The 18,843-nt window shown below is 68.7% G+C and carries 20 protein-coding genes; 11 read left to right on the top strand and 9 right to left on the bottom strand.

Going from position 1 to position 18,843, the window contains the following annotated elements; all coding sequences use genetic code 11:
• Window positions 1-14 precede the first annotated feature (14 nt).
• Window positions 15-191, bottom strand: coding sequence for a hypothetical protein (locus ABD156_RS08560; protein ID WP_344268752.1), 177 nt, complete (start codon window positions 189-191; stop codon window positions 15-17).
• A gap of 205 nt (window positions 192-396) precedes the next feature.
• Here ABD156_RS08560 and ABD156_RS08555 point away from each other — a divergent pair, with 205 nt between their 5' ends.
• Window positions 397-1,608, top strand: coding sequence for an oxygenase MpaB family protein (locus ABD156_RS08555; protein ID WP_344269255.1), 1,212 nt, complete (start codon window positions 397-399; stop codon window positions 1,606-1,608).
• Here the strand turns inward: ABD156_RS08555 and ABD156_RS08550 are convergent.
• The 3 genes from ABD156_RS08550 to ABD156_RS08540 form a co-directional block, all read right to left on the bottom strand.
• On the bottom strand, window positions 1,605-2,747 hold the full coding sequence (locus tag ABD156_RS08550; RefSeq protein ID WP_344268749.1) for a TetR/AcrR family transcriptional regulator: 1,143 nt from the start codon (window positions 2,745-2,747) through the stop codon (window positions 1,605-1,607). The two genes, ABD156_RS08555 and ABD156_RS08550, sit on opposite strands and share 4 nt — an antisense overlap.
• 87 nt (window positions 2,748-2,834) lie before the next feature.
• The gene (locus tag ABD156_RS08545) at window positions 2,835-3,485 is read right to left on the bottom strand and encodes an HAD family hydrolase (protein WP_344268746.1); all 651 of its coding nucleotides are present in this window, start codon (window positions 3,483-3,485) and stop codon (window positions 2,835-2,837) included.
• 34 nt (window positions 3,486-3,519) lie between these two features.
• The gene (locus ABD156_RS08540) at window positions 3,520-4,791 is read right to left on the bottom strand and encodes an amidohydrolase family protein (protein ID WP_344268743.1); all 1,272 of its coding nucleotides are present in this window, start codon (window positions 4,789-4,791) and stop codon (window positions 3,520-3,522) included.
• Between the two features lie 149 nt (window positions 4,792-4,940).
• On the opposite strand from ABD156_RS08540, the gene ABD156_RS08535 reads away from it, so the two are divergent.
• The 8 genes from ABD156_RS08535 (at window position 4,941) to ABD156_RS08500 (ending at window position 11,749) form a co-directional block, all read left to right on the top strand.
• Window positions 4,941-5,159, top strand: coding sequence for a DUF3311 domain-containing protein (locus tag ABD156_RS08535; RefSeq protein WP_344268740.1), 219 nt, complete (start codon window positions 4,941-4,943; stop codon window positions 5,157-5,159).
• Window positions 5,160-5,163: 4 nt separating this feature from the next.
• Window positions 5,164-6,669, top strand: coding sequence for a sodium:solute symporter family protein (locus ABD156_RS08530; RefSeq protein WP_344268737.1), 1,506 nt, complete (start codon window positions 5,164-5,166; stop codon window positions 6,667-6,669).
• 13 nt (window positions 6,670-6,682) lie between these two features.
• Window positions 6,683-7,219 (top strand): helix-turn-helix domain-containing protein, encoded by a 537-nt coding sequence (locus tag ABD156_RS08525; RefSeq protein ID WP_344268734.1) that lies wholly within the window; start codon window positions 6,683-6,685, stop codon window positions 7,217-7,219.
• Window positions 7,220-7,395: 176 nt separating this feature from the next.
• Window positions 7,396-8,331: a helix-turn-helix transcriptional regulator gene (locus ABD156_RS08520; protein WP_344268731.1), complete on the top strand. Its 936-nt coding sequence runs from the start codon at window positions 7,396-7,398 to the stop codon at window positions 8,329-8,331.
• Window positions 8,332-8,381: 50 nt separating this feature from the next.
• Window positions 8,382-9,203, top strand: coding sequence for a dioxygenase family protein (locus ABD156_RS08515; RefSeq protein ID WP_344268727.1), 822 nt, complete (start codon window positions 8,382-8,384; stop codon window positions 9,201-9,203).
• Between the two features lie 139 nt (window positions 9,204-9,342).
• Window positions 9,343-9,705, top strand: a complete 363-nt coding sequence (locus ABD156_RS08510; RefSeq protein WP_344268725.1) for a YciI family protein — start codon at window positions 9,343-9,345, stop codon at window positions 9,703-9,705.
• Complete coding sequence (locus ABD156_RS08505) at window positions 9,702-10,904, top strand: RNA polymerase sigma factor (RefSeq protein ID WP_344268723.1); 1,203 nt, start codon at window positions 9,702-9,704, stop codon at window positions 10,902-10,904. Before ABD156_RS08510 ends, ABD156_RS08505 begins: the two co-directional genes overlap by 4 nt.
• Window positions 10,904-11,749, top strand: coding sequence for a carboxymuconolactone decarboxylase family protein (locus tag ABD156_RS08500; RefSeq protein ID WP_344268720.1), 846 nt, complete (start codon window positions 10,904-10,906; stop codon window positions 11,747-11,749). Before ABD156_RS08505 ends, ABD156_RS08500 begins: the two co-directional genes overlap by 1 nt.
• A 101-nt stretch (window positions 11,750-11,850) precedes the next feature.
• On the opposite strand, the gene ABD156_RS08495 is transcribed toward ABD156_RS08500, so the two are convergent.
• Window positions 11,851-12,738: a hypothetical protein gene (locus ABD156_RS08495; RefSeq protein WP_344268717.1), complete on the bottom strand. Its 888-nt coding sequence runs from the start codon at window positions 12,736-12,738 to the stop codon at window positions 11,851-11,853.
• A gap of 155 nt (window positions 12,739-12,893) precedes the next feature.
• Window positions 12,894-13,202, bottom strand: coding sequence for an ArsR/SmtB family transcription factor (locus tag ABD156_RS08490; protein ID WP_377928536.1), 309 nt, complete (start codon window positions 13,200-13,202; stop codon window positions 12,894-12,896).
• Window positions 13,203-13,265: 63 nt separating this feature from the next.
• Here ABD156_RS08490 and ABD156_RS08485 point away from each other — a divergent pair, with 63 nt between their 5' ends.
• On the top strand, window positions 13,266-14,237 hold the full coding sequence (locus ABD156_RS08485) for a zinc-binding dehydrogenase (RefSeq protein WP_344268714.1): 972 nt from the start codon (window positions 13,266-13,268) through the stop codon (window positions 14,235-14,237).
• Here the strand turns inward: ABD156_RS08485 and ABD156_RS08480 are convergent.
• Window positions 14,234-14,836, bottom strand: a complete 603-nt coding sequence (locus ABD156_RS08480) for a TetR/AcrR family transcriptional regulator (RefSeq protein WP_344268711.1) — start codon at window positions 14,834-14,836, stop codon at window positions 14,234-14,236. The genes ABD156_RS08485 and ABD156_RS08480 overlap by 4 nt on opposite strands.
• Before the next feature lie 72 nt (window positions 14,837-14,908).
• Here ABD156_RS08480 and ABD156_RS08475 point away from each other — a divergent pair, with 72 nt between their 5' ends.
• Window positions 14,909-15,760: an oxidoreductase gene (locus ABD156_RS08475; protein ID WP_344268708.1), complete on the top strand. Its 852-nt coding sequence runs from the start codon at window positions 14,909-14,911 to the stop codon at window positions 15,758-15,760.
• 113 nt (window positions 15,761-15,873) lie between these two features.
• On the opposite strand, the gene ABD156_RS08470 is transcribed toward ABD156_RS08475, so the two are convergent.
• On the bottom strand, window positions 15,874-16,794 hold the full coding sequence (locus tag ABD156_RS08470; protein ID WP_344268705.1) for a glycoside hydrolase domain-containing protein: 921 nt from the start codon (window positions 16,792-16,794) through the stop codon (window positions 15,874-15,876).
• Window positions 16,781-18,835, bottom strand: a complete 2,055-nt coding sequence (locus tag ABD156_RS08465) for a DUF6519 domain-containing protein (protein ID WP_344268702.1) — start codon at window positions 18,833-18,835, stop codon at window positions 16,781-16,783. Before ABD156_RS08465 ends, ABD156_RS08470 begins: the two co-directional genes overlap by 14 nt.
• Window positions 18,836-18,843 lie beyond the last annotated feature (8 nt).

The following is an 18,843-nucleotide window of genomic DNA, read 5'->3' as shown; positions in this document are numbered from 1 at the left end:
CGAGCTCGTATCCCCTACCGATACCGGTCGAGCGCGGAGTACGCGAAGAGGGCGACCTTGCCCTCTTTCGTCCGCCGCAGCACCGGCCGGGCGTCCGCGATCTCCTCCACGTGCTCGGCGCAGGGCACGTACACCACCGGCGGAAACTCCGGCGGGAGCGAAGCCGGTTCCTGCGCCGCCGAATCACTCACAGTCGTCGAGTGTCACAAACCGGCGCGCACACCGCAAACCGCGCGGGGCGTTGATCCGGAGCGGCGACACCTCTTGCCACCAGCCGACCGGCGCCGTTATGTTAATGAGAAATCACTTCTTCCGAGACTGTCGACACGGGGCGGCGAGCAGCCCCTGGCCGGTGATGGGATGGCAACGACGCCTACCAGGGAGGCAGACAAGTACATGGAGAATCTCAGCAGAAGGAAGGTGCTGACCCTCGGCGCGGCGTTGGGCATCGCGGGCATGGCGGGCACCACCGGCACTGCGTGGGCGTGGTCGGGCAAGGGGTCGATCGCCGGCAGCGGGACGGGGGCCGATCCGTTCCAGGTCTGGGACGACACGGCGGACGCGGTCGCCGCGGCGTTGCTCAAAGAGGGCAAGATTCCCGCGGTCAATACGGCTTGGCAGGGCTGGATCGACAACAACGCGCCGTTGCCTGCCGGCATGCCGGACTATGTGGTCGCGTATCTGCGGCAGGTCAACAAACTGCCGTCGTGGGCGGATCCGGCCAAGCTCGCCGCTTCGGAGAAGCTGTATACCCGGTTGAGCAGTTATCTGTTCGTCTCGGAGACGCTGGGCAGCGGGATCATGAGCACCGTCATTCCGCGGGAGGCGCGGGCGGTTTACTGGTCGGCCGGCGGCGCGGATATGAAACAGCGGGCCGCGAAGACGTTCACGTTCGGGTACGACCTGCATAATTCCAAGGCTTGGGCGCCGGACGGGCATTTCGTTGTCACGGCCAACAAGACTCGGCTCGTACATGCTGTGGTGCGGAATTTGCTGCCGACGTCGGCGAAGTACCAGGACGGAGCGGATCAGCCCAAGCCGATCAGCAACGGTGACATTTTGCGGACGTTCCATTCGGTGGCGACGTTCGCGCGCAGCAACATGCTCAAGTGGAACATCGCGTTGTCGACGGCCGAGCAGGACGCGGATCTGCATGCCTGGCAGGTCGCGCTGCATCTGCTCGGCGTGCAGGAGCAGTTCATTCCGCCGACCTGGGCGGACGCGGAAGCTCAGGCACAGCAGATGTTGTGGCCGGTGCTCGGGCCGACTGACGAAGGGGTCAGCCTGGCGAAGACGTTGCTCGGGTATATCGAGAAGCCGACGCTCGGACTCGATTCCGGGTTCGTCAATGAACTGGTGCGGTATCTGCTCAACGACCAGATGGGCGATTGGCTCGGGCTCCCCCGCGATTACGCGCAGGCGGCACTCGTGCGGATCGAATGGCCGGCGTATGTGGCGTTCAGGGAAGGCACGTCCAAGATCATGCCGGGCAGTTTCTATCTTTTCGATCAGTTCGTGCGCGGCATTTCGATGCTGTACCTCAACAACGGGACGTCGCCGACGCAGACGCCGATCACGCTTCCCACGGCGAATCGGCCGGGTGCTTAGAGTCCCAGCGCACTCAGCAGGAAAGCGGTGACGGCGGCGCGGTGGCCGGGAGTGTCCTCCCACCGCAGCCGCCGTCCGGTTTCGACTACTGCGCCGAAGCCCGCGTGCACCAGTACGCGGGCTTGGTGCGCGTCCAATTCCGGGCGGGCCAGGCGGAGTTGGTGTTCCCAGACCGCGATGTGCTCGCGTTGGGCGAGGTTCAGCGGGCGTTGCAACGCGGCCGGGAGACCGCCCAGTTCGGCGGCGGCGACGTTGGTCAGGGCGGTGTGTTCGAAGCTGTAGGCCACGTAGGTCGCGGCTAGGACGGGCAGGGCTTCCGCGCCGGTGGTGCCGTGGAGGTTTTGTTCCACCGCTTGCGACAGGAGCCCGGCGGCTTGCAGGCACGCGGCTGCCAGGATTTCGGCTTTGTTGGGGAAATGGCGGTAGAGGGCGGAAGGAACCAGCCCAACTGCCTCGGCGATTCGGGCGTTGGTGACGGTGGCGAATCCGTCGCGTTCGAACAGCGGCACGGCGGCGGCGAGGATCTGCGCGCGGCGGGTTCGCGGGACAGGCTGGGTGGGCAGCGAGACGGCGGGCACGGACGCGGTGGTCGTTGCGGTGACCAGGCGCAGGGCGGATTCGGTCAGCAGGTTCTCGGCGCGGTGGTGGGCGATCGACGTGCGGTGCATGGTGATCGAGCCGATCGCGCCGAGTGCGGCTACCGCTCGCAGGTCCGCGTCCGGTGATGGCTGCACTACCTCTGTCACCCGCGCGACGACGTGGGCGAATTTGGCGCTCAGGACGCGACGGTCCGCTCGGTCGAGGTAGCGGGCCTCCCAGCGATACAGGCCGCCGGACTCGCGGTGGGCCACCGTGACGCGGGCCAGCGGGCGGAGGACGTCGTCCGCGGGAGCGTCAGCGGGGACTGCGTCCAGGGCTGCGACCAGTCGGTCTGCCATCACGTTGGCGCATTCGGTGAACAGGGCGTACTTGTTCGGGAAATGCCGGTACAGCGCCGCCGCGGTGATTCCGACGGCGGCGGCGATCTCTTCCATGGACGCCGCGTGGTAGCCGCGTTCGCTGAAGGCCCGGCCCGCCGCCTCGACGATGAGCTGCTTGCGGTTGCGCGGACGGGTGGCCGCGGCCGGTTCGGAGGTCACTGCGGACCCCGAGCACCCGGATGCGGAAGTACGGCCATGCCGGCCAGTCAATCACGAGACGGGCGGGTCTTCACGCGGGGCGCGGGGTCATCGCCACTGCTTGATCCAGGTCAGGAGTCCGGCGTCCCGCAGGGACGGGACCACGACGTCGGCGGGGAATTCGGTACCGGGCAACGTCGGAACGCCGACCACCGGCACGCCAGCGGCGCGGGCGGACCGCAGGCCGGTCATCGAGTCCTCGAAGGCGAGTGCGGAGGCCGGGGCCACGCTTAGCCGGGCGCAGGACGTCAGGTAGATCTCCGGTGCTGGCTTGGGCTCGGTGACCTCGTCGGCGGCCACGCTGACCTGGAACTCGAAACCGCCTCGCGCCAGCGCGGCTTCCAAGAGCGCGCGAGGCGAATTGCTGGCCACCGCGACCGGTACCGCGGCGGACGCGAGTTCGACCAGTTCGTGGGCACCGGGCATCGCCTCGGCCTTGGCGGACACCACTTCGGTCACCATGGCCAGCAGCTCGTCCGCGATCGCGGGGCCGTTGCCCGGTTCGCCGAACACGCCGGCCATGGTGTCGGCGGCCGCGGCGACCGATTTTCCGATGACCAGCGCCTTCTGCTCCGCGCCGAAGGGCAGGCCGCGGCGGGCGAACAGCTCGGTTTCGGCGACAGACCAGCAGGGTTCGGTGTCCATCAGCAGGCCGTCGCAATCGAAGACGACCGCCTCCGGCGTCCAGTCGAACAGCATCAGGTCCCCCTCCGGCCAGTGGACCTTCAGTCTGTCATCGTCCGGCTCCCTGTTCGAGGTTTCGGCGGATTCGGTCCCTGGCCGCGGAGTCGCCGGTACCCACGTCGTGGCCGCGGATTTCGTGGCGGAGACCGTCGGCCATGACGAAACGGGGGCGGTGCAGGGAGGCCAGTGACTCAGTCGGATCGCCGTCGACAGCGATGACGTCGGCGCGGAATCCGGGTGCCAATCGACCGGTTACGTCGGCCAGGCCGCAAACGCGGGCGGCGACCGAGGTGGCACTCGCGATCGCTTGCCGGGGAGTCATTCCGGCTTCGGCGAAGGTGTCCAGGCAGTCGGCGTAGCGTTCAAAGTGGACTAACGGGATTCCGGCGTCGGTTCCGGCGACAATGGTGGCACCCAAGGAAAACAGCGCGCGGAGGTTGCCGACAACGGCGTCGCGTTCGTCCCACGGGCACATGTAATCCGCTGCGGTGCAAGCGGTGTTCATGGTCGGACTGACGGCGATTCCGCGCGCCACGATCATCTCGGCGATCCGCGGATCGAATTCGGTGCCAGTACGGGTGACCCAGCCGCAATGCTCGATGCAATCGACACCGGCGAGTACGGCTCGTTCAATGCCTTCGACGCCGAGAGCGTGCGTCGTGACTGGCAACCCGCGAGAGTGCGCTTCAGACACCAAGGCGGCTAGCTCGTCCACGGTGTAACGCGCTTCCGACGGGTGACTGCCGGGAGTCATGAAGCCGCCGGTGGTCATGACTTTGATCAGGTCGACGCCGTCGTCGGAGTGTTGTTTCACCACAGCGCGGACCTGGTCGACGCCGTCCGCGACGCCGCCCATCGACGCGGCGTGGCCGCCGGTGACGGTGATCGGTGCGTTCGCGGCGAGCATTCTCGGGGTGGCTTCCGTTGTGGCGGCGAGGAAATCTCGTACGCGGGTGCCCAGGGTGCCGGGTGCGCCTAGGTCGCGGGCGGTGGTGACGCCGGCGTCCAGCAATCGTTGTGCGTTGGCGATCATCCGGCGGCTCAGGGCATCGTCGTCGGCGGACATTTCCAGGGTGACCTCGCCGGAGCCTGGGTCCTGGCAGAGGTGGACGTGACAGTCGATCAAGCCGGGCATCAGAGTGACGTCGCCGAGATCGGCAGCTTCGCCGGAGGGGACGGAATTCCTTGGCCCGGCATAGGTGATTACGCCGTCCGAGACGGCCACGGCGGCGTCGCGGATCAGCGGGGCGGACGCGTCGGTCAGCAGTCGTGCGGCGGTGAAAATCATGCCTGCCTCCGCGGAGATGCGCTGGGCTGCCATTAGGCACAGTGAACAGTCAGCACTCCCACTGCGCAAGCCTCTCTTGCGTCCACCTGATCGTCGTCATTGACGCGCTACAAGTCATCGCTCACACTGATGCACATTCATCCAGGCTGAACACAGTGACGTGGGTAGCTGAGGAGCGATCGATGGCCCGACCGAAAAAGCGCCGCTGGCACTGGCTTCTGCTCGTCGTCCCGTTCGCGTGGTGCGTCGCGGCGATTCCCCTGGTCAACCGGATCGACTACGTCTTCGGCTCGATCCCGTTCCTGCTGGTGTGGATGACCGCGGGCGTGCTGATCGGCTCCGGCGCGATCGGTCTCGTCTACGCGATCGACCGCCGCCGCGGCGACCTGGACCGGGTGTGACGCGATGGCACTGGCGCTCGCTCTGCTGATCGCGGTCGGCTCGATCGTCTGGGGCACCGTCGCCGCCGCACGCGGCCGGGCGATGAATCTGCAGGAATGGTCCGTCGGCGGACGCCGGTTCGGCACCTGGCTGTTCTGGTTCCTGCTGGTCGGCGAAACATTCACCACGTTCGCGCTGCTCGGAGCCTCGCAAGGGGTGTTCAGCAACGGTGCGCCCGGGTTCTACGTGCTCGGCACGGTCGTGCTGACCGCCGCGGTCGGTTATTGGGTGGTGCCCAAGATCTGGCGCGCGGGCAAGCAGCACGGCCTCGTCACCATGGCCGACTACTTCACCACCCGCTTCGAGGCCCGCTGGTTCGGCGGGCTGGTCGCCGTCTTCGGCATCGTCGCGCTGCTGCTGTACGCCCAGGTCCAGCTGACCGGGCTGAGCCTGATCCTGGCGAGCCTGTTCGGGAGCGAGGTCCCGTCGCTGGTCTACGTCATCGCCGGCGGCGTGCTGGTCGCCGGGTTCGTGCTGGTCGGCGGGATGCGCGGGGCCGCGTTCACCGCGATCGTCAAGGACGTGCTGCTGATCGCGATCCTGCTCGTGGTCGCGATCGGCGCGGCGAACGCGGCCGGAGTGAGCGGCCCGATGGGCGTGTTCGACGCGATGAAGCAGGCGCATCCCAGCGGCGCGACGCTGCCCGGGCTGCACGGCTCGGCCGCGACGAACACCTGGTGGTGGATGAGCTTCCTGCTGCTCACGCCGCTGGGCTCGTTCGCGCTGCCGCACATGTTCCAGGTGTCCTACAGCGCGAAGGACGTCGCGACGATCCGCCGCAATCAGGTGGTCCAGCCGCTGTATTCGCTGTTTTACGTCCTGATCGTGATGATCGCGCTCGCCGCGGTGCTCGCGCTGCCGAAGCTGACCGGCAAGCAGGCCAACGCGTCGCTGCTGATTTTCGTGCGCGAGAAGTATCCGGAATGGGTCATCGGGCTGCTCGGCGGCGCGGGCATTCTCGTCGCGCTCGTGCCGACCGCCGTGCTTGTCCTCGCAGCCAGCAGTCTGTTCACCCGCAATGTGCTCGGTGCCCGCTCGGCGAAATGGGCCTCGTCGCTTACTGCGATGCGCGTGGGCGTTCTCGTTTTCACCGCGCTTTCCGTACTTCTTGTCGCACACAGCAACGAAAAACTGTTGAGCATCATGACGAACGTGTACAGCGCCGTCGGGCAACTGGCCCCCGCGCTGTTCCTTTCGATGCTGTGGCGGCGGGTCACCGCACCAGGGCTCGCGGCCGGCGCGTTGTGCGGCGGGCTGATCGTCGGCGTGCCCGCGCTGGGTTCGCTTGTCGCGCACACGATGCCGCCCGGGACCGTCGTCGGACTGCCCGCGCTCGTCGTCAACTTGATCGTGACGGTGGCGGTCAGCCTGGTGACCCGGCCGCCGTCGCGAACCGCCGTCGACGTCGGGGCCGGGGACCGCCCAGCGGGCTCCGCCGAGGCCGGTGACCTGCGCCGAAGCGCCGTTTGACGATAATGATCGGGTGACCGTGACGAGGATCCGCGAGTTCCGCACCCTGCGCGGGCTGACCGTGCGCCAGCTTGCCGACCAGGCGGGAGTGTCGACCGGCTTGATCAGCCAGGTCGAGCGGGGCGTGACCGACCCGAGCCTGGAAACCATGCGGCGGATCGCCGAGGTGCTCGACATCCCGCTGTTCAGCCTGTTCCAGGAGCCGGACGAGGAAACCGTCGCGGTGATCCGGCACGACGACCGGTACCGGATCTCCTCGCCGCACCACGCGATCACCTACACCCGCGCGTCGCCCGGCGGCGCGAAGCTCGAAGTGCTCGAAGGCGTGCTCGAACCGGGCGGCGTCTCGTCCGACGAACTGCGTTCGCATCCGTCCGAGGAATGCGTGGTGGTGATCGCCGGGCGGCTGACCGTCCAGGTCGGCGAGCAGACGCACGTGCTCAAGACCGGCGACAGCTGCCACTTCGATTCGGCGATCCCGCACCGCTTCCGCAACGACGGCCGGACCACCGCCCGATTCCTCGTCAGCGTCACTCCACCGAGTTACTGATTCGACCAAAAGCAGGCCGCCCCTGAAGCGGCACGTAACCGTCGCAGCGAAGTCATAGGCCGTGACTGTGGTCGGATCAGTAACCATCCGGCACAGTACTGATACTTCCGTCGGAGGTATCCGCTCCGAAATTGGTCTAGACTTTTCGTTCCGAAACCGGCGAAAAGGACGGACTGATGCGTGGGACGACGGTGCCCCCGGGAATGTGCTGCAGACCGGTCAAAACCGGTGAACTTCCACTGCACCGGCTCGAGGTGCCCGCGCCCGACGCGGTGCCGTTCGCGGTCGGTTCTTTCGACGCGGTGGGACCGTTGTCGCGCGCGGAATTCCCGCACCGGCACACGTTCTACGAAATCGTGCTCGTCACCGGAGGGACCGGCGCGCACGTCGTCGACCTGACGCGGTGGGAACTGAGCCCGCCGCACCTCGGCGTCGTCACGCCGGGCCAGGTGCACCATTGGGAGGCCAGCGGGCTCACCGGGTCGGTCGTGCTGTTCACCGACGACTTCCTTTTCGACCATCCGGCCGACCGGGAAACCCTGCGCAGGCTGCGCGAACGGCCGTGGCTGCGACTGGACGGGACCGAACACGACCGGACCGCGCGGCTGATCGCCGAACTCGAGGAGGAATTCCGCCGCGGCGGCGAGGACGGCGAATCCGTGCTGCGCGCGCTGCTGCACGTGCTGATCGTGCGCGCCGGAAGGCTTCCCGGCATTCCGCCGGCGCCGGCCCCCGTCCGCGCCCGCGCGGTCGCGGCGGAATTCGCGCAGCAGGCGGAAAAATCCGAGCTGGGACTGTGGTCGGTGCGCGCGCACGCCGAACGGCTCGGCGTCACTCCCGGCTACCTCACCGAGGCCGTCAAGGCGGCAACCGGGCGTACCGCGGCGGAATTGGTGCGCGAGGCGCGAACGCAGGAGGCGAAACGGTTCCTGCTGCGGACGAATCTGTCCGTGCGGCAGGTGGCGAGCCGCGTCGGATTCGCCGATCCAGCCTACTTTTGTCGGTTCTTTCGGCGCGAAACCGGGCTGAGCCCCGGCGGATTCCGCCGCACCGGCGACGCCGCCCCGAAGATTCACCACGACTGCATGACTCCGTCCATCGCTGCGGGCTGATCTTCTCCCTACCGTCGAGGGGAATCCCGAGCCCCCACCGAGGAGCAGGCATGGACGAAGAAAGAAAGTTCAGCCGCAAGACAGTGCTGAAGGCCGCGCTGGCCGCAGGAGTCGCCGCGCCGGTCGCGCTCGTCGGCGGACCCGCGCTCGCCCGCACGAATTTCGCGGGCGGGCAGAAGGTCGAGCCGACCCCGTACTGCCACGACGGCGACGAACCGACGATCGACCAGACCGAGGGCCCGTACTTCACGCCGGGCTCGCCCGAGCGCAGCGTGCTCGTCGACGGGAGCACCCCGGGCACGCGGCTGACAGTGAGCGGGTACGTCTTCGGCACGGCCTGCCAGCCGATCAGCCGCGCGCTGCTGGACTTCTGGCAGGCGGACGACAACGGCGCGTACGACAACGTCGGCTACAACTTCCGCGGCCACCAGTACACGAACGACCTCGGCGAGTTCAAGCTGACCACGATCGTGCCCGGCCTCTACCCCGGCCGGACGCGGCACATCCACGTCAAGGTGCAGGCCCCCAACGAGCCGATCCTGACTACGCAGCTGTACTTCCCCGGCGAGCCGCGGAACAACACGGACACGATTTTCGACCCGCGGCTGCTCATGACGGTCCGCGACGCCCCGAACAACGCCAAGGAGGCGGCGTTCGACTTCGTGCTGAACGTCGCGCAGACGCCGACCGGCGGGCCGACCACGGGACCGCCGACCGGGCAGCCGGGCGGGACGTCTTGGGCCACCGGCAAGGCGTACACCGCCGGTACGCGCGTCACGTTCAACGGGGTCAGCTACGTGTGCCTGCAAGGCCACACCGCCCAGCAGGGCTGGGAACCGCCCAACGCGCCCGCGTTGTGGCAGAAGGGCTGATCCCCTCCTGAAGAGAACGGCGGGCTCCCCCGGGCCCGCCGTTCTCCGTTTTTCCGGGAAGCCTCCCCCGCGCTGTCGAGTTACGGTCGACGCATTCGTCTTCCATTACGACAACGTCGGACCGGCTCTCGGAGGACACATGCTGTACCTGCTGGTGATCTACAACTGCGACCGCCCCGAACCCGGCGATCCGGCCTTCCCGGACGCGCTGGCCAGGGTGAACGCGTTCGCCGACGAATGCCGCCGGCGCGGGGTGTTCGTCTCCGGGCATCCGCTGCAGGGCGAGCACACCGCGACCACGGTCAGCGTCCGCGAGGGGAAGACCCTGATCACCGACGGGCCGTTCCTGGAGACTCACGAGCATCTCGGCGGCGTTTACGTCCTCGACTGCCGCGACCTCGACGAAGCCCTCGAACTCGCCGCGCTGTGCCCGATGGCCGAGGTCGGGACCGTCGAGGTGCGGCCGGTCGCCGGCGTGCCGGGGCTGTCTCACCAGACATGACCTCGGCATTGCTGCGGGAGACCTACCGCGAGCACCGGGCCCGGATGCTCGCGGCGCTGGTCCGCGTCCTCGGCGACTTCGAACTCGCCGAGGACGCGCTGCAGGACGCGTGCGCGCTCGCCCTGCGCAAGTGGGGCGACGAGCCGCCGGACGACCCCGTGGCGTGGCTGCTGACCGCCGCCCGCAACAGCGCGATCGACCGGCTCCGGCGCGCCCGCCGCGGCCAGGAAAAGCTCGCGCAGCTCGAGGAACCAGCCACGAGCGCGGGCCCGGCCGAAGAACGCCTGCTCGAAATCGGCGACGAACGGCTCAGCCTGGTCTTCACCTGCTGCCACCCCGCGCTCGCCGAGGACGCGCGCGTCGCGTTGACGCTGCAGGCGGTGGCCGGGCTGACCGCGGGGCAGATCGCGCGGACGTTCCTCGTCAGCGAGGCGACGCTGGCGCAGCGGCTGGTGCGGGCCAAGCGCAAGATCCGCGACGCCGGAATCAGCCTCGCGGTCCCGCCCGATCATCTGCTGTCCGAGCGGCTGTCCGGGGTTCTGGCGGTGCTGTACTTGATCTTCACCCAAGGCTACACCGCTGGGGGAGATCGCGAGCTGCAACAGGAAGCGATCCGGCTGGCGAAGCTGGTCGCGACGCTGATGCCGGACGAACCGGAAGCACTTGGCCTGGTTTCGCTGCTGCTGGTGCACGATTCGCGCGCCGCCGCCCGGTATACGCCGGACGGCGACGTCGTGTTGCTCGAAGACCAGGACCGAAGTCGTTGGGACCACGGTGAAATCGCCGAAGCGATCGGACTCCTGGACCGTGCGCTGCGCTTCGAGATGGTGGGGCCGTATCAGCTGCAGGCCGCTATCGCCGTCCAGCATGCTCAGGCTCGTTCCGCGGCGGACACCGACTGGGCGGCGATCGCCGGGCTGTATCTCCGTGTGTACGAAACGAATCCCTCACCGGTGATCGCGTTGAACCACGCTGTCGCGGTCGCCATGGCCACGAGCCCGTCGGAGGGCCTGGCGCTCATCGACGGCATCGAAGGCCTTGACCGGTACCACCTGATGCACGCCGCGCGCGCCGATCTGCTGCGTCGTCTCGGCCATACCGCCGACGCGAAGGCCGCATACCGGCGCGCGCACGAACTCGCCGTCAACCCCGCCGACCGGCGATTTCTCGCAGGCCGCTTAGCCACCTTGGAGTCCTGATGAGACTGTCCATTCTCGACAACGGACATCGCCTGCGGGCCAGGCTTTTCCTGTCGATCACGTCGAAACAGCCGCCGGACATCGTGAAGATGCTGCTGTACCGTCCCGGCTTTCTCACCCGGCCGTTGCTGGACCTCACCGCTCCGGCGATGCGCGGCCCGTCGTACTGGACGGCCGGGGAACGCGAGTTTCTCGCCATGTCAACGGCGTTGCTGCACGAGTGCCCGTTCTGCGTCGACTCGCATGCGGAGCTGACGCGGATCGCCGGACACGGAGAGATCGACCCCTTGCGACCTGACGCGGCACGGCCTGAGGTGCGGACCGTTCGGGCGTTTCTGGAGACCGTCACGCTGCACCCGGACGAGATCGTGCTGCCGGATCTTCCCGCGGCGGCGATTGGCGAGGCGCTGCGGGTGAATCTGGTGTGGAACATCGTGAACCGGCTCGCGAACGCGTTCGGGTTCGTGCTCCGTGAAGGTCAACTGGAGAGCGGAACCCGTGCCCTGCACCGGTTCGGGTACCGGTTCCCGGGCTTCCTGCTCGCGGACGGTCCGGCGGGCACGCACGAGGATCCCGTGGAGAACATGCGGTATTCCGTCTTCACCGGGCCTGCGGTGACCGATCAGGCACTTCGCGGCGCGGCGGCGAGCGGGGATGGTTTGCCCGCGCCGTTGCAGCCGTTCGCGGCGAAGGTCCGTGACGCGTCCTACCGGCTCACCGATGACGATTTCGCCGAACTGGCCACGAAATACCGCGAAGACGAGGTCTACGAGATCACCGTCGCGGCGGCCGTCGGCGCCGCGTTGCGCAGTTTCGACGCCGGACAACAGAAACTCGACGCCTAACACGAACCGGCGCCCAGGTGGTCTCAGATCCGTGAGGGGAACCCTGAGGGAATCAGAGTCCCTCAGGGTTCCCCTCACGGACGGCAATCCCGCCGGTTCCGTCAGGGGCGGTAAAGCTCCTTGGCGACGTCGATGTTGTCGTTCTTGTCGACGTGGATCTCGGCCAGCGGCGGGGTCGGGCCGGTCAGGGCCTCCATCAGGGCCTGCTCAGTGCACGGGTTCGTGCCGCGGCCCTGCTGGTCGATGGCCACGTCGCCGCCGGGGCACAGTTCGGCCGCACCGAACACCTGCGCGGTCTTGCTCACCGGCAGCCGGTAGGTCTTGCCGTCGCCGGGAACGGGCACGTAGTGGCCGTTGTCCGCGCCGCCCTTCTTCCAGGTGATCAGCTGGAACTGGGCCATGTTGACCGAACGGTCGAACCCGGTGAACTGCACGGTCTGCGTCGTGTTCGGGAAGCGGCGCGTCGGGGCGGCGGGCTGCTGGCCGGAGCCCTTGCCCGCGGTCGGCGCGGTCTTGATCATGAACTCGCTGCCGCCGTCCTTGCCGCAGTTCACGACGCCCTGGGTGAATTCTTCTTCCGCGCCCAATGCGCAGTCCCAGTGCCCTTCGATTCCGAGAACGCGGTGGCCGGGGCCTTCGCCCTGCGACGGCGCCAATTCGTAGTACTTCGTCATCACAGTGAATGCCTCGGTGCAGCCGGGAATGCTTCCGCTGGTGCTCTGCACCGCGATCAGGTCCATTTGCTTGCCGCCTGCCGGGCCGACCTGTCCGCCGAGCTTGCTGCAGTTCACGTCGCCGTTCGACGTGGCCGCGGTGCCCGCCGCACCGGCCGAACCGCCCTGCTTGACCGCCGCCGCGTCGGAAACGCTCTTCGCCGCGGAACCATTTCCGTCGACATTGTTTCCGCTGCACGCGGAAAGCAACGCGGTCGCGGCGACCGCCCCGCCGACCATGACCAGCTTCATCGACTTCATCGCGGTGAATCCCATTGTGCGCTCCCCGTGTCTTTGGCGATTCTCTAACCCCAAAGACGTGAAGCACCGAATGACGTTGCCCGGAAGTTCCGCGAAGAGCCATAGTTGCCCCAACGTCGCCCTCGGCTGGTCCGCGCGGGCAGGACCTCGGCGGGCCTCGCAACCCCGGCCTAGAACACGTCGCGCAGGGTCTCCAGGAGGAGGGCGATGTTCGGCTCGTCGCGGCGGTAGTAGGTCCACTTGCCCCGCCGCGTGGCGACGACCAGGCCCGCCTGCCGCAGCATCGCGAGGTACTGCGAGGTGGTCGACTGGCCGAGGCCCGCGCGCTGCTGGATGTCGGTCACGCAGACGCCGATCTCGACGTCCTCGGGCTCCTGGCCGGGGAAGCTCATCGGATCCTTGAGCCAGACCAGCATCTGGCGGCGGGTCGGGTTGGACAGGGCGCGGAACACCGCCAGCAACTCCGCCTCCGAGAACACCGGACGATCCTAACGCGCACCATCATATTGACAATTCGCGATATGTAGATCTATGTTCGCCGCATGCAGACTTCGATGCGCGTGGCGGAACTCGCCCGCTTCGGCGCCGCGGACACCGCGTTCGCCGCCCGTGAGCTGCCAAGACCCGTCCCCGGCCCTGGCCAGGCGCTGGTGCGCGTGGCGGCCACGTCCGTGAACCCGCTCGACCTGCAGGCCCGGCGCGGCGACTACCGCGACCAGGTCGCGCTGCCCGCGGTGATCGGCAACGACGTGTCCGGCGTGGTGGTCGAGACCGGCCCCGGGGCAAGCGACTTCGCACCGGGCGACGAGGTTTGGTACCTGGCGCCGGTGTTCGCCGGGCCGGGCACCTACGCCGAGTACCACGTGGTCGACCAGGCCCTGGTCGCCCGCAAGCCCGCAGGGTTGTCACACGTCGAAGCCGCCGGTCTCGCACTCGTGGGCGTGACGGCGTGGGAGGCGCTGGTCGAACGCGCCGCGGTGCGGGCCGGCGAACGGGTCCTGGTGCACGGCGGAGCGGGCGGGGTCGGCTCGGTCGCCGTCCAGCTCGCCAGCGCACTGGGGGCCGAGGTGGTGACCACCGCGCGAAAGCGGGACCACGAGTTCGTCGCCGGATTGGGAGCCGATGCCGCGATCGACTTCTCGGCTGGGGACTACGTGCCGCAGGTCCGCACCCTAGGCGGAGTGGACGTCGTACTGGACACCGTGGGCGGAGACACCCTCACCCGCAGTCCGGAGGTCCTCGCCGATCGAGGCCGCGTGGTGTCCATTGTGGACATTCCCGAACCGCAGAACCTGCTCGCCGCGTGGGGTGTCAACGCGACGTATCACTTCCTCTTCGTCAGCCCCGGCCGCGCGAAGCTCGAAGCTCTCACCCAGCTGATCGAGCAAGGCAAGCTCCGGCCGGTGATCGGTACCGTGCTCCCGCTGGCCGACATCGCGTCAGCGCACGCCTTGGTCGAAGGCGGCTCGGCTGGCGGACGTCCGCGCGGCAAGGTCGCCATCGCCGTGGGCTAGGCCGCGAGGCCGAGCGCCGCCAGCCACACCTGAGTCAGCGTCGCCGCCGCGTCGTCCAGCGAACTGCCGGCGACAACCGCCTGGTAGAAGACGCGTTCAGTCATCCAGACCAATGCCGCAGCGACCTCCGCCGCGGTTCCGGACGGCAGTCCGGCGCGCTCGGCGACCCCGCGCATGGTGTCGGCGAGCGCGACCACCGCGGAACGCCACGCCTGGTCGATCGCCGGAACCGACGGCGACAGTTCGACGGCCGTGCGCATCACCGTGCCGTGCTCGCGCCACATCCGCGCGGTCTGCTCGATCCCCTGCCGGACCGCGTCGCCGGGAACCTCGGCGGCCGCGTCCACTGCGTCGACCTCGATGCGCAGCTTGGCCACCGTCCGTTCGACCAGCGCGGCGAGCACGTCGTTCTTGGACCCGAAATAGAAGTAGAGCGCGCCCCGGGTGATCCCGGCCTCCTGCGCGATCGTCGCGACGGTCATGCACGCCCCGCCCGTCGCGTTCAGCTGCTGCTCCGCCGCGTCGAGAATCGCGCGTTCGCGCAGGTCTCCCTTGGTCGGAGCCGTCCGGCGACGGGCCCGGGTGCCTTGCTCTTCCACCTGCACGTTCTATCACGCCGACTATTTTTGACGCTGTGCAGATTTTTATCAGCACAGTGTAGAGTTTGCTTCATGACCAAGATCTTCCTGATCACCGGCGCGAGCTCCGGCCTCGGCCGCGCGTTCGCCGAGGCCGCGCTCCAGGCCGGCCACACCGTCGTCGGCACCGTCCGCCAGCAGGCCGACGCCGAGGCGTTCGAGCAGCTCCAGCCGGGGAAATCCCTCGCGCGCCTGCTCGATGTCACCGACGACGAGGCGGTGTTCCGGACCGTCGACGAGATCGAGACCGAGGTCGGCCCGATCGACGTCGTCATCGCCAACGCCGGATACGGCCACGAGGGCGTCTTCGAAGAGTCGACGATGGCGGAGCTGCGCGCGCAGTTCGAGGTCAACGTCTTCGGCGTCGTCGCGACTGTAAAGGCGGTGCTGCCGTACCTGCGGCAGCGGCGGCGTGGGCACATCCTCGGCGTCACGTCGATGGCTGGGCTGATCACCGTGCCCGGCACGTCCTTCTATCAAGGCAGCAAGTACGCCGTGGAGGGCATTCTCGAAACCGTCGGCAAGGAGGTCGCGCCGTTCGGCGTGCACGTCACCGCGATCGCGCCGGGATCGTTCCGCACCGACTGGGCGGGCCGGTCGATGGTCCGCACCGATCGTTCCGTGCCGGACTACGACCAGGTGATGAACCCGATCCGCGACCACCGCCTCGCGGCCAGCGGCAAACAGCTCGGCGACCCGCGGAAGGCCGCCGAGGCCGTGCTGCGCATCCTCGACGTCCCGAACCCGCCCGCGCACCTGGTCCTCGGCTCGGACGCGCTGCGGCTCGTCGCGAACGGCCGCGCCGCGGTCGACAAGGAGATCGAGGAATGGGCCGAGCTGAGCCGGTCCACCGACTTCCCGGACGGAGCCCAGCTGCCCGGTTGAACTCGCGCCGGGGCCGCCGCCTCAATGTGGCATTGGGTGCGCGGGATGCACCCAATGTGGCGTTCGGTGCGTCAGATGCACCCAATGCCACATTGGGGGCACCGGCCGAAGCGTCAGCCGACGTACGCGGTGAAGGAGTGCTTGGCTTGGTACCAGATCGAGATCCCGATGGCGCCGGCCGCGGCCACGCTGCGCAGGTCCAGCGGGCCCGGCCGGTCGGACAGGAACGTGAAGTTCCGGATCTCCGCGCCGGGCACGAAGTCGCCCTGGGTGCCTTCCTTGGTCGCGCGGACGAAGTCCATCTGCTTGATCTCGATGGTGTCGCCGTAACCGGCGAACAGGTACAGATACGGCGGCCGGCCCGCGAGCGGGATGTAGAAGTGGTCGCCGTTCGGGGCTGCGGGAATCAGCATCAGAGTCTCCTCGTCATTGCCGGGGGCGGGTCCGGTGCCGCCACCGGAAAGCGGGATGTATTGCTCGTTGATGTCGCACGTGATCCGGTCGACCTTGACCTTGCCGTCGTTGCGCTGCCACAGATGCGTCCAGGTCCGCTCGGCGGCCGTCGGCTGCGAACCGCAACGCCAGTACCAGGACACGACCCCGGCGTCGTGCACCGCGCGCAGCGTCTCGGAAAACCCGTAGAACCCGGCCCGGTTCCGGCCGACCACGCTGGCGAACCCGCTCGCGAACCGCACGACGTCGTCGAGTTGGTAAGCCGCCGCGTGCGCGTCGGCGGCGCAGGCCATCAGCGCTGTGTCCGGGACGCCCATGCCGCGCGCGTCGGCGAGTCCCGCCCGTCCGAACGCGACTCCGCGGGCGAAGTCGTCGTCGTTGCCGCTTCCCCACGCGTCGTCGGTGCCCAGTTCGACGACCAGCGCGACGGTGATCCCGCCGCCGACGAGAGTCCGGTATTCGGGGCCGGTGAGTCGCTTCGTGCCGCGGCCCAGCCCGGCGTAGCGGATCACGCCGTCGAAACCGGCGCCCTTGAGCGCCCCCGGGCTTGGCGTGCCCTCGGAATAGTCAGCCCAGCGCATGGTGGTCCGACCCGGTTTCGGCGTAGCTCGGCGGCCGGTTGGAGCCGAGCAGGATCCGCGTGAGCCACGGCGGCATCTGCGGTTCGAGCTGCCGCAGCAACGCGTACACGATGGCCAGCACGACCGGGACGATCACCTGGTTGCCGAGCCCGGACACCGCGTCGGTCACCGAAGCGGGCAGGCCGAGCGAGACCAGCCACGCGACGAGCGCCGACCACAGGCCGGGGACGACGGTGCGCAGCCAGGAGGTGAAGTGGTCGCCGAGTTGCGTGGTCGGTTGCGTCATGGCTGGTTTCTCCGGCTCGGTGGCGGGTGTGGTCGGGGGTTCGGACGGCTCGGTGGCGGTCGGCTCGGTGGTGGTCGGTGCGGTGACTGCAGTGCTCGGCGAAGTGACAGTTGCGTCCGGGAGATCCGGTTCGGTGGCGACGTCGCGCGCCGGGACGACGGATGCGGCCGAACCGTTGCCGCCCGCGCCCGCGGTGCCCGTGGCATGAGTCGGGCTCGGCGCCGGGGACACGGCTTTCGCACCGGTGGACGCACCGGCTGATTTCTCCGCCTCGAACACCACCGAATCAGTCGGATGCGCGGCCGGCGGCGGTGCGTCGATCACGGTCGCCTTCTTCGGGGTCTCCGCGGGAGGCGTGACGGGATTCGCTCCCGTCCGGAAGAGCGGCTCGAAGGTGTCCGGCGGATGAGTCACCTTGCCGTTCCCGTCGAGCACTCCCAGCACGGCGTAGCGGTATTCGACCCCGTGCGGCGGCACCGGACGCGGGCCGTCGTCGTCGCGGGGCCATTCGACGTCCCCGGTCACCGTGCGGGCCGGGATCTGCCAGTAGTCGCCGCGCCGGTACGTGCCCGGCTGCCCGGCCGCGACCTCCGCCGACGACCTCGGCGGGGCCTCGAACCGGACCTGGACGCCGTCCTCCAGGTCGATCCAGGTGTTCTCGACCAGCGGCACCGCGCCGTCCTCGCTGTCGTCCGGGGCGAGGTGGTCCCAGCGGCGCAGGAACGGGTGCAGGTCCGGGTCGGAACCGGGACCGCAGCGTTCGTCGAGTTCGTCGTCGAGGGTGACCAGCCGGTCCGCCGGGTCGACCGCGATGACCTTCCGCAGCGCGGGCGCGGATTCGGGCCGGTCGTCAGCGGGGACGTCATCCGCGACGCGGGTGGCGGCCGCGTCGTCGAGCAGCTCAACCCAGTCGCCGACGTCCAGGTCCAGTTTGCTGTCCCGGCCCAGCGTACCGAGCGTCACCGTCGCACCGGACACCGAGACGATCGGGAACACCACCGACGCGTTCTCCCGCGACCATTTGAACGTCGCGCCGTGGAGTGTCCGGCGGAAACCCTTGGTGGGCACGGAATCCGTCCACCCGCGACCGCCGGTGTGCACCTCGACGCGGTACAGCTGGTTCTCCTGGCCGCGGAACCGCGCCTCCGGCGGCAGATGGCAGGCGTCGGTGTCGCCCGGGTGTTTCGCTTGCGCGGCAAGCAGACCGGGTTCCGGGTTCAGCGATTTCCGGAAGGTCTCGAAATCGTCGACGGTCTGTCCCGCGCACCAGGCCACCTGCCAGACGACCTTGGCCCGCGCCGCGGTGTCCGGGCCGGGGTCGCCGAGCGCGATCTCGCGGATCGCCGGGTCCTGCAACGCGGTGATCAGCCGTTCCCACACCCGCAGGTACACCACGAACGGCCCGGTCTCGGGGAGTTCGTCCTTCTCCTGGTCGAGGTAGCCCTCGGGCTGAGTCCAGTAGCTCGTGGCCTGGTCGTTCTCGACCAGCAGCCCGTCGACGTACAGCCGGCCCGCCGAAAGGTCCAGGTCGGTGATTTTCGAGTTCTCCTGGTGCGGGTCGATCCGGAAGCCGTGCGACCCGGCGGGCGCGGCGGACTGGCCGAGCAGGTCGGCCACCGTGGTCCGCAGCTGGTACAGCAGGATCGCGGCCTGCTCGTTCGCGTCCGCGTCGAGCTGGACCCGGCCCTGCTGCGCCAGCACCGCGGAGAAGTGCTTCAGCGAGTCGAAGGTGCGGCGCGAGAAGTCGGCTTGCATGGCGGTCT

Source organism: Amycolatopsis albidoflavus (assembly GCF_039525725.1).
GTDB classification, from domain to species: Bacteria; Actinomycetota; Actinomycetes; order Mycobacteriales; family Pseudonocardiaceae; genus Amycolatopsis; species Amycolatopsis albidoflava.
Note: the sequence above shows the minus strand (reverse complement) of the source record. Positions and strands in the feature narration are given on the sequence as shown.

What these genes read in the sequence shown, in the direction of transcription:
- ABD156_RS08485 (WP_344268714.1), top strand. Translation starts at nt 13,266, where the DNA reads ATGCAGACTTCGATGCGCGTGGCGGAACTCGCCCGCTTCGGCGCCGCG.
- ABD156_RS08495 (WP_344268717.1), bottom strand. Translation starts at nt 12,738, where the DNA reads ATGGGATTCACCGCGATGAAGTCGATGAAGCTGGTCATGGTCGGCGGG.
- ABD156_RS08520 (WP_344268731.1), top strand. Translation starts at nt 7,396, where the DNA reads ATGCGTGGGACGACGGTGCCCCCGGGAATGTGCTGCAGACCGGTCAAA.
- ABD156_RS08535 (WP_344268740.1), top strand. Translation starts at nt 4,941, where the DNA reads ATGGCCCGACCGAAAAAGCGCCGCTGGCACTGGCTTCTGCTCGTCGTC.
- ABD156_RS08555 (WP_344269255.1), top strand. Translation starts at nt 397, where the DNA reads ATGGAGAATCTCAGCAGAAGGAAGGTGCTGACCCTCGGCGCGGCGTTG.
- ABD156_RS08470 (WP_344268705.1), bottom strand. Translation starts at nt 16,794, where the DNA reads ATGCGCTGGGCTGACTATTCCGAGGGCACGCCAAGCCCGGGGGCGCTC.
- ABD156_RS08545 (WP_344268746.1), bottom strand. Translation starts at nt 3,485, where the DNA reads ATGCTGTTCGACTGGACGCCGGAGGCGGTCGTCTTCGATTGCGACGGC.
- ABD156_RS08515 (WP_344268727.1), top strand. Translation starts at nt 8,382, where the DNA reads ATGGACGAAGAAAGAAAGTTCAGCCGCAAGACAGTGCTGAAGGCCGCG.
- ABD156_RS08510 (WP_344268725.1), top strand. Translation starts at nt 9,343, where the DNA reads ATGCTGTACCTGCTGGTGATCTACAACTGCGACCGCCCCGAACCCGGC.
- ABD156_RS08540 (WP_344268743.1), bottom strand. Translation starts at nt 4,791, where the DNA reads ATGGCAGCCCAGCGCATCTCCGCGGAGGCAGGCATGATTTTCACCGCC.
- ABD156_RS08530 (WP_344268737.1), top strand. Translation starts at nt 5,164, where the DNA reads ATGGCACTGGCGCTCGCTCTGCTGATCGCGGTCGGCTCGATCGTCTGG.
- ABD156_RS08500 (WP_344268720.1), top strand. Translation starts at nt 10,904, where the DNA reads ATGAGACTGTCCATTCTCGACAACGGACATCGCCTGCGGGCCAGGCTT.
- ABD156_RS08505 (WP_344268723.1), top strand. Translation starts at nt 9,702, where the DNA reads ATGACCTCGGCATTGCTGCGGGAGACCTACCGCGAGCACCGGGCCCGG.
- ABD156_RS08475 (WP_344268708.1), top strand. Translation starts at nt 14,909, where the DNA reads ATGACCAAGATCTTCCTGATCACCGGCGCGAGCTCCGGCCTCGGCCGC.
- ABD156_RS08465 (WP_344268702.1), bottom strand. Translation starts at nt 18,835, where the DNA reads ATGCAAGCCGACTTCTCGCGCCGCACCTTCGACTCGCTGAAGCACTTC.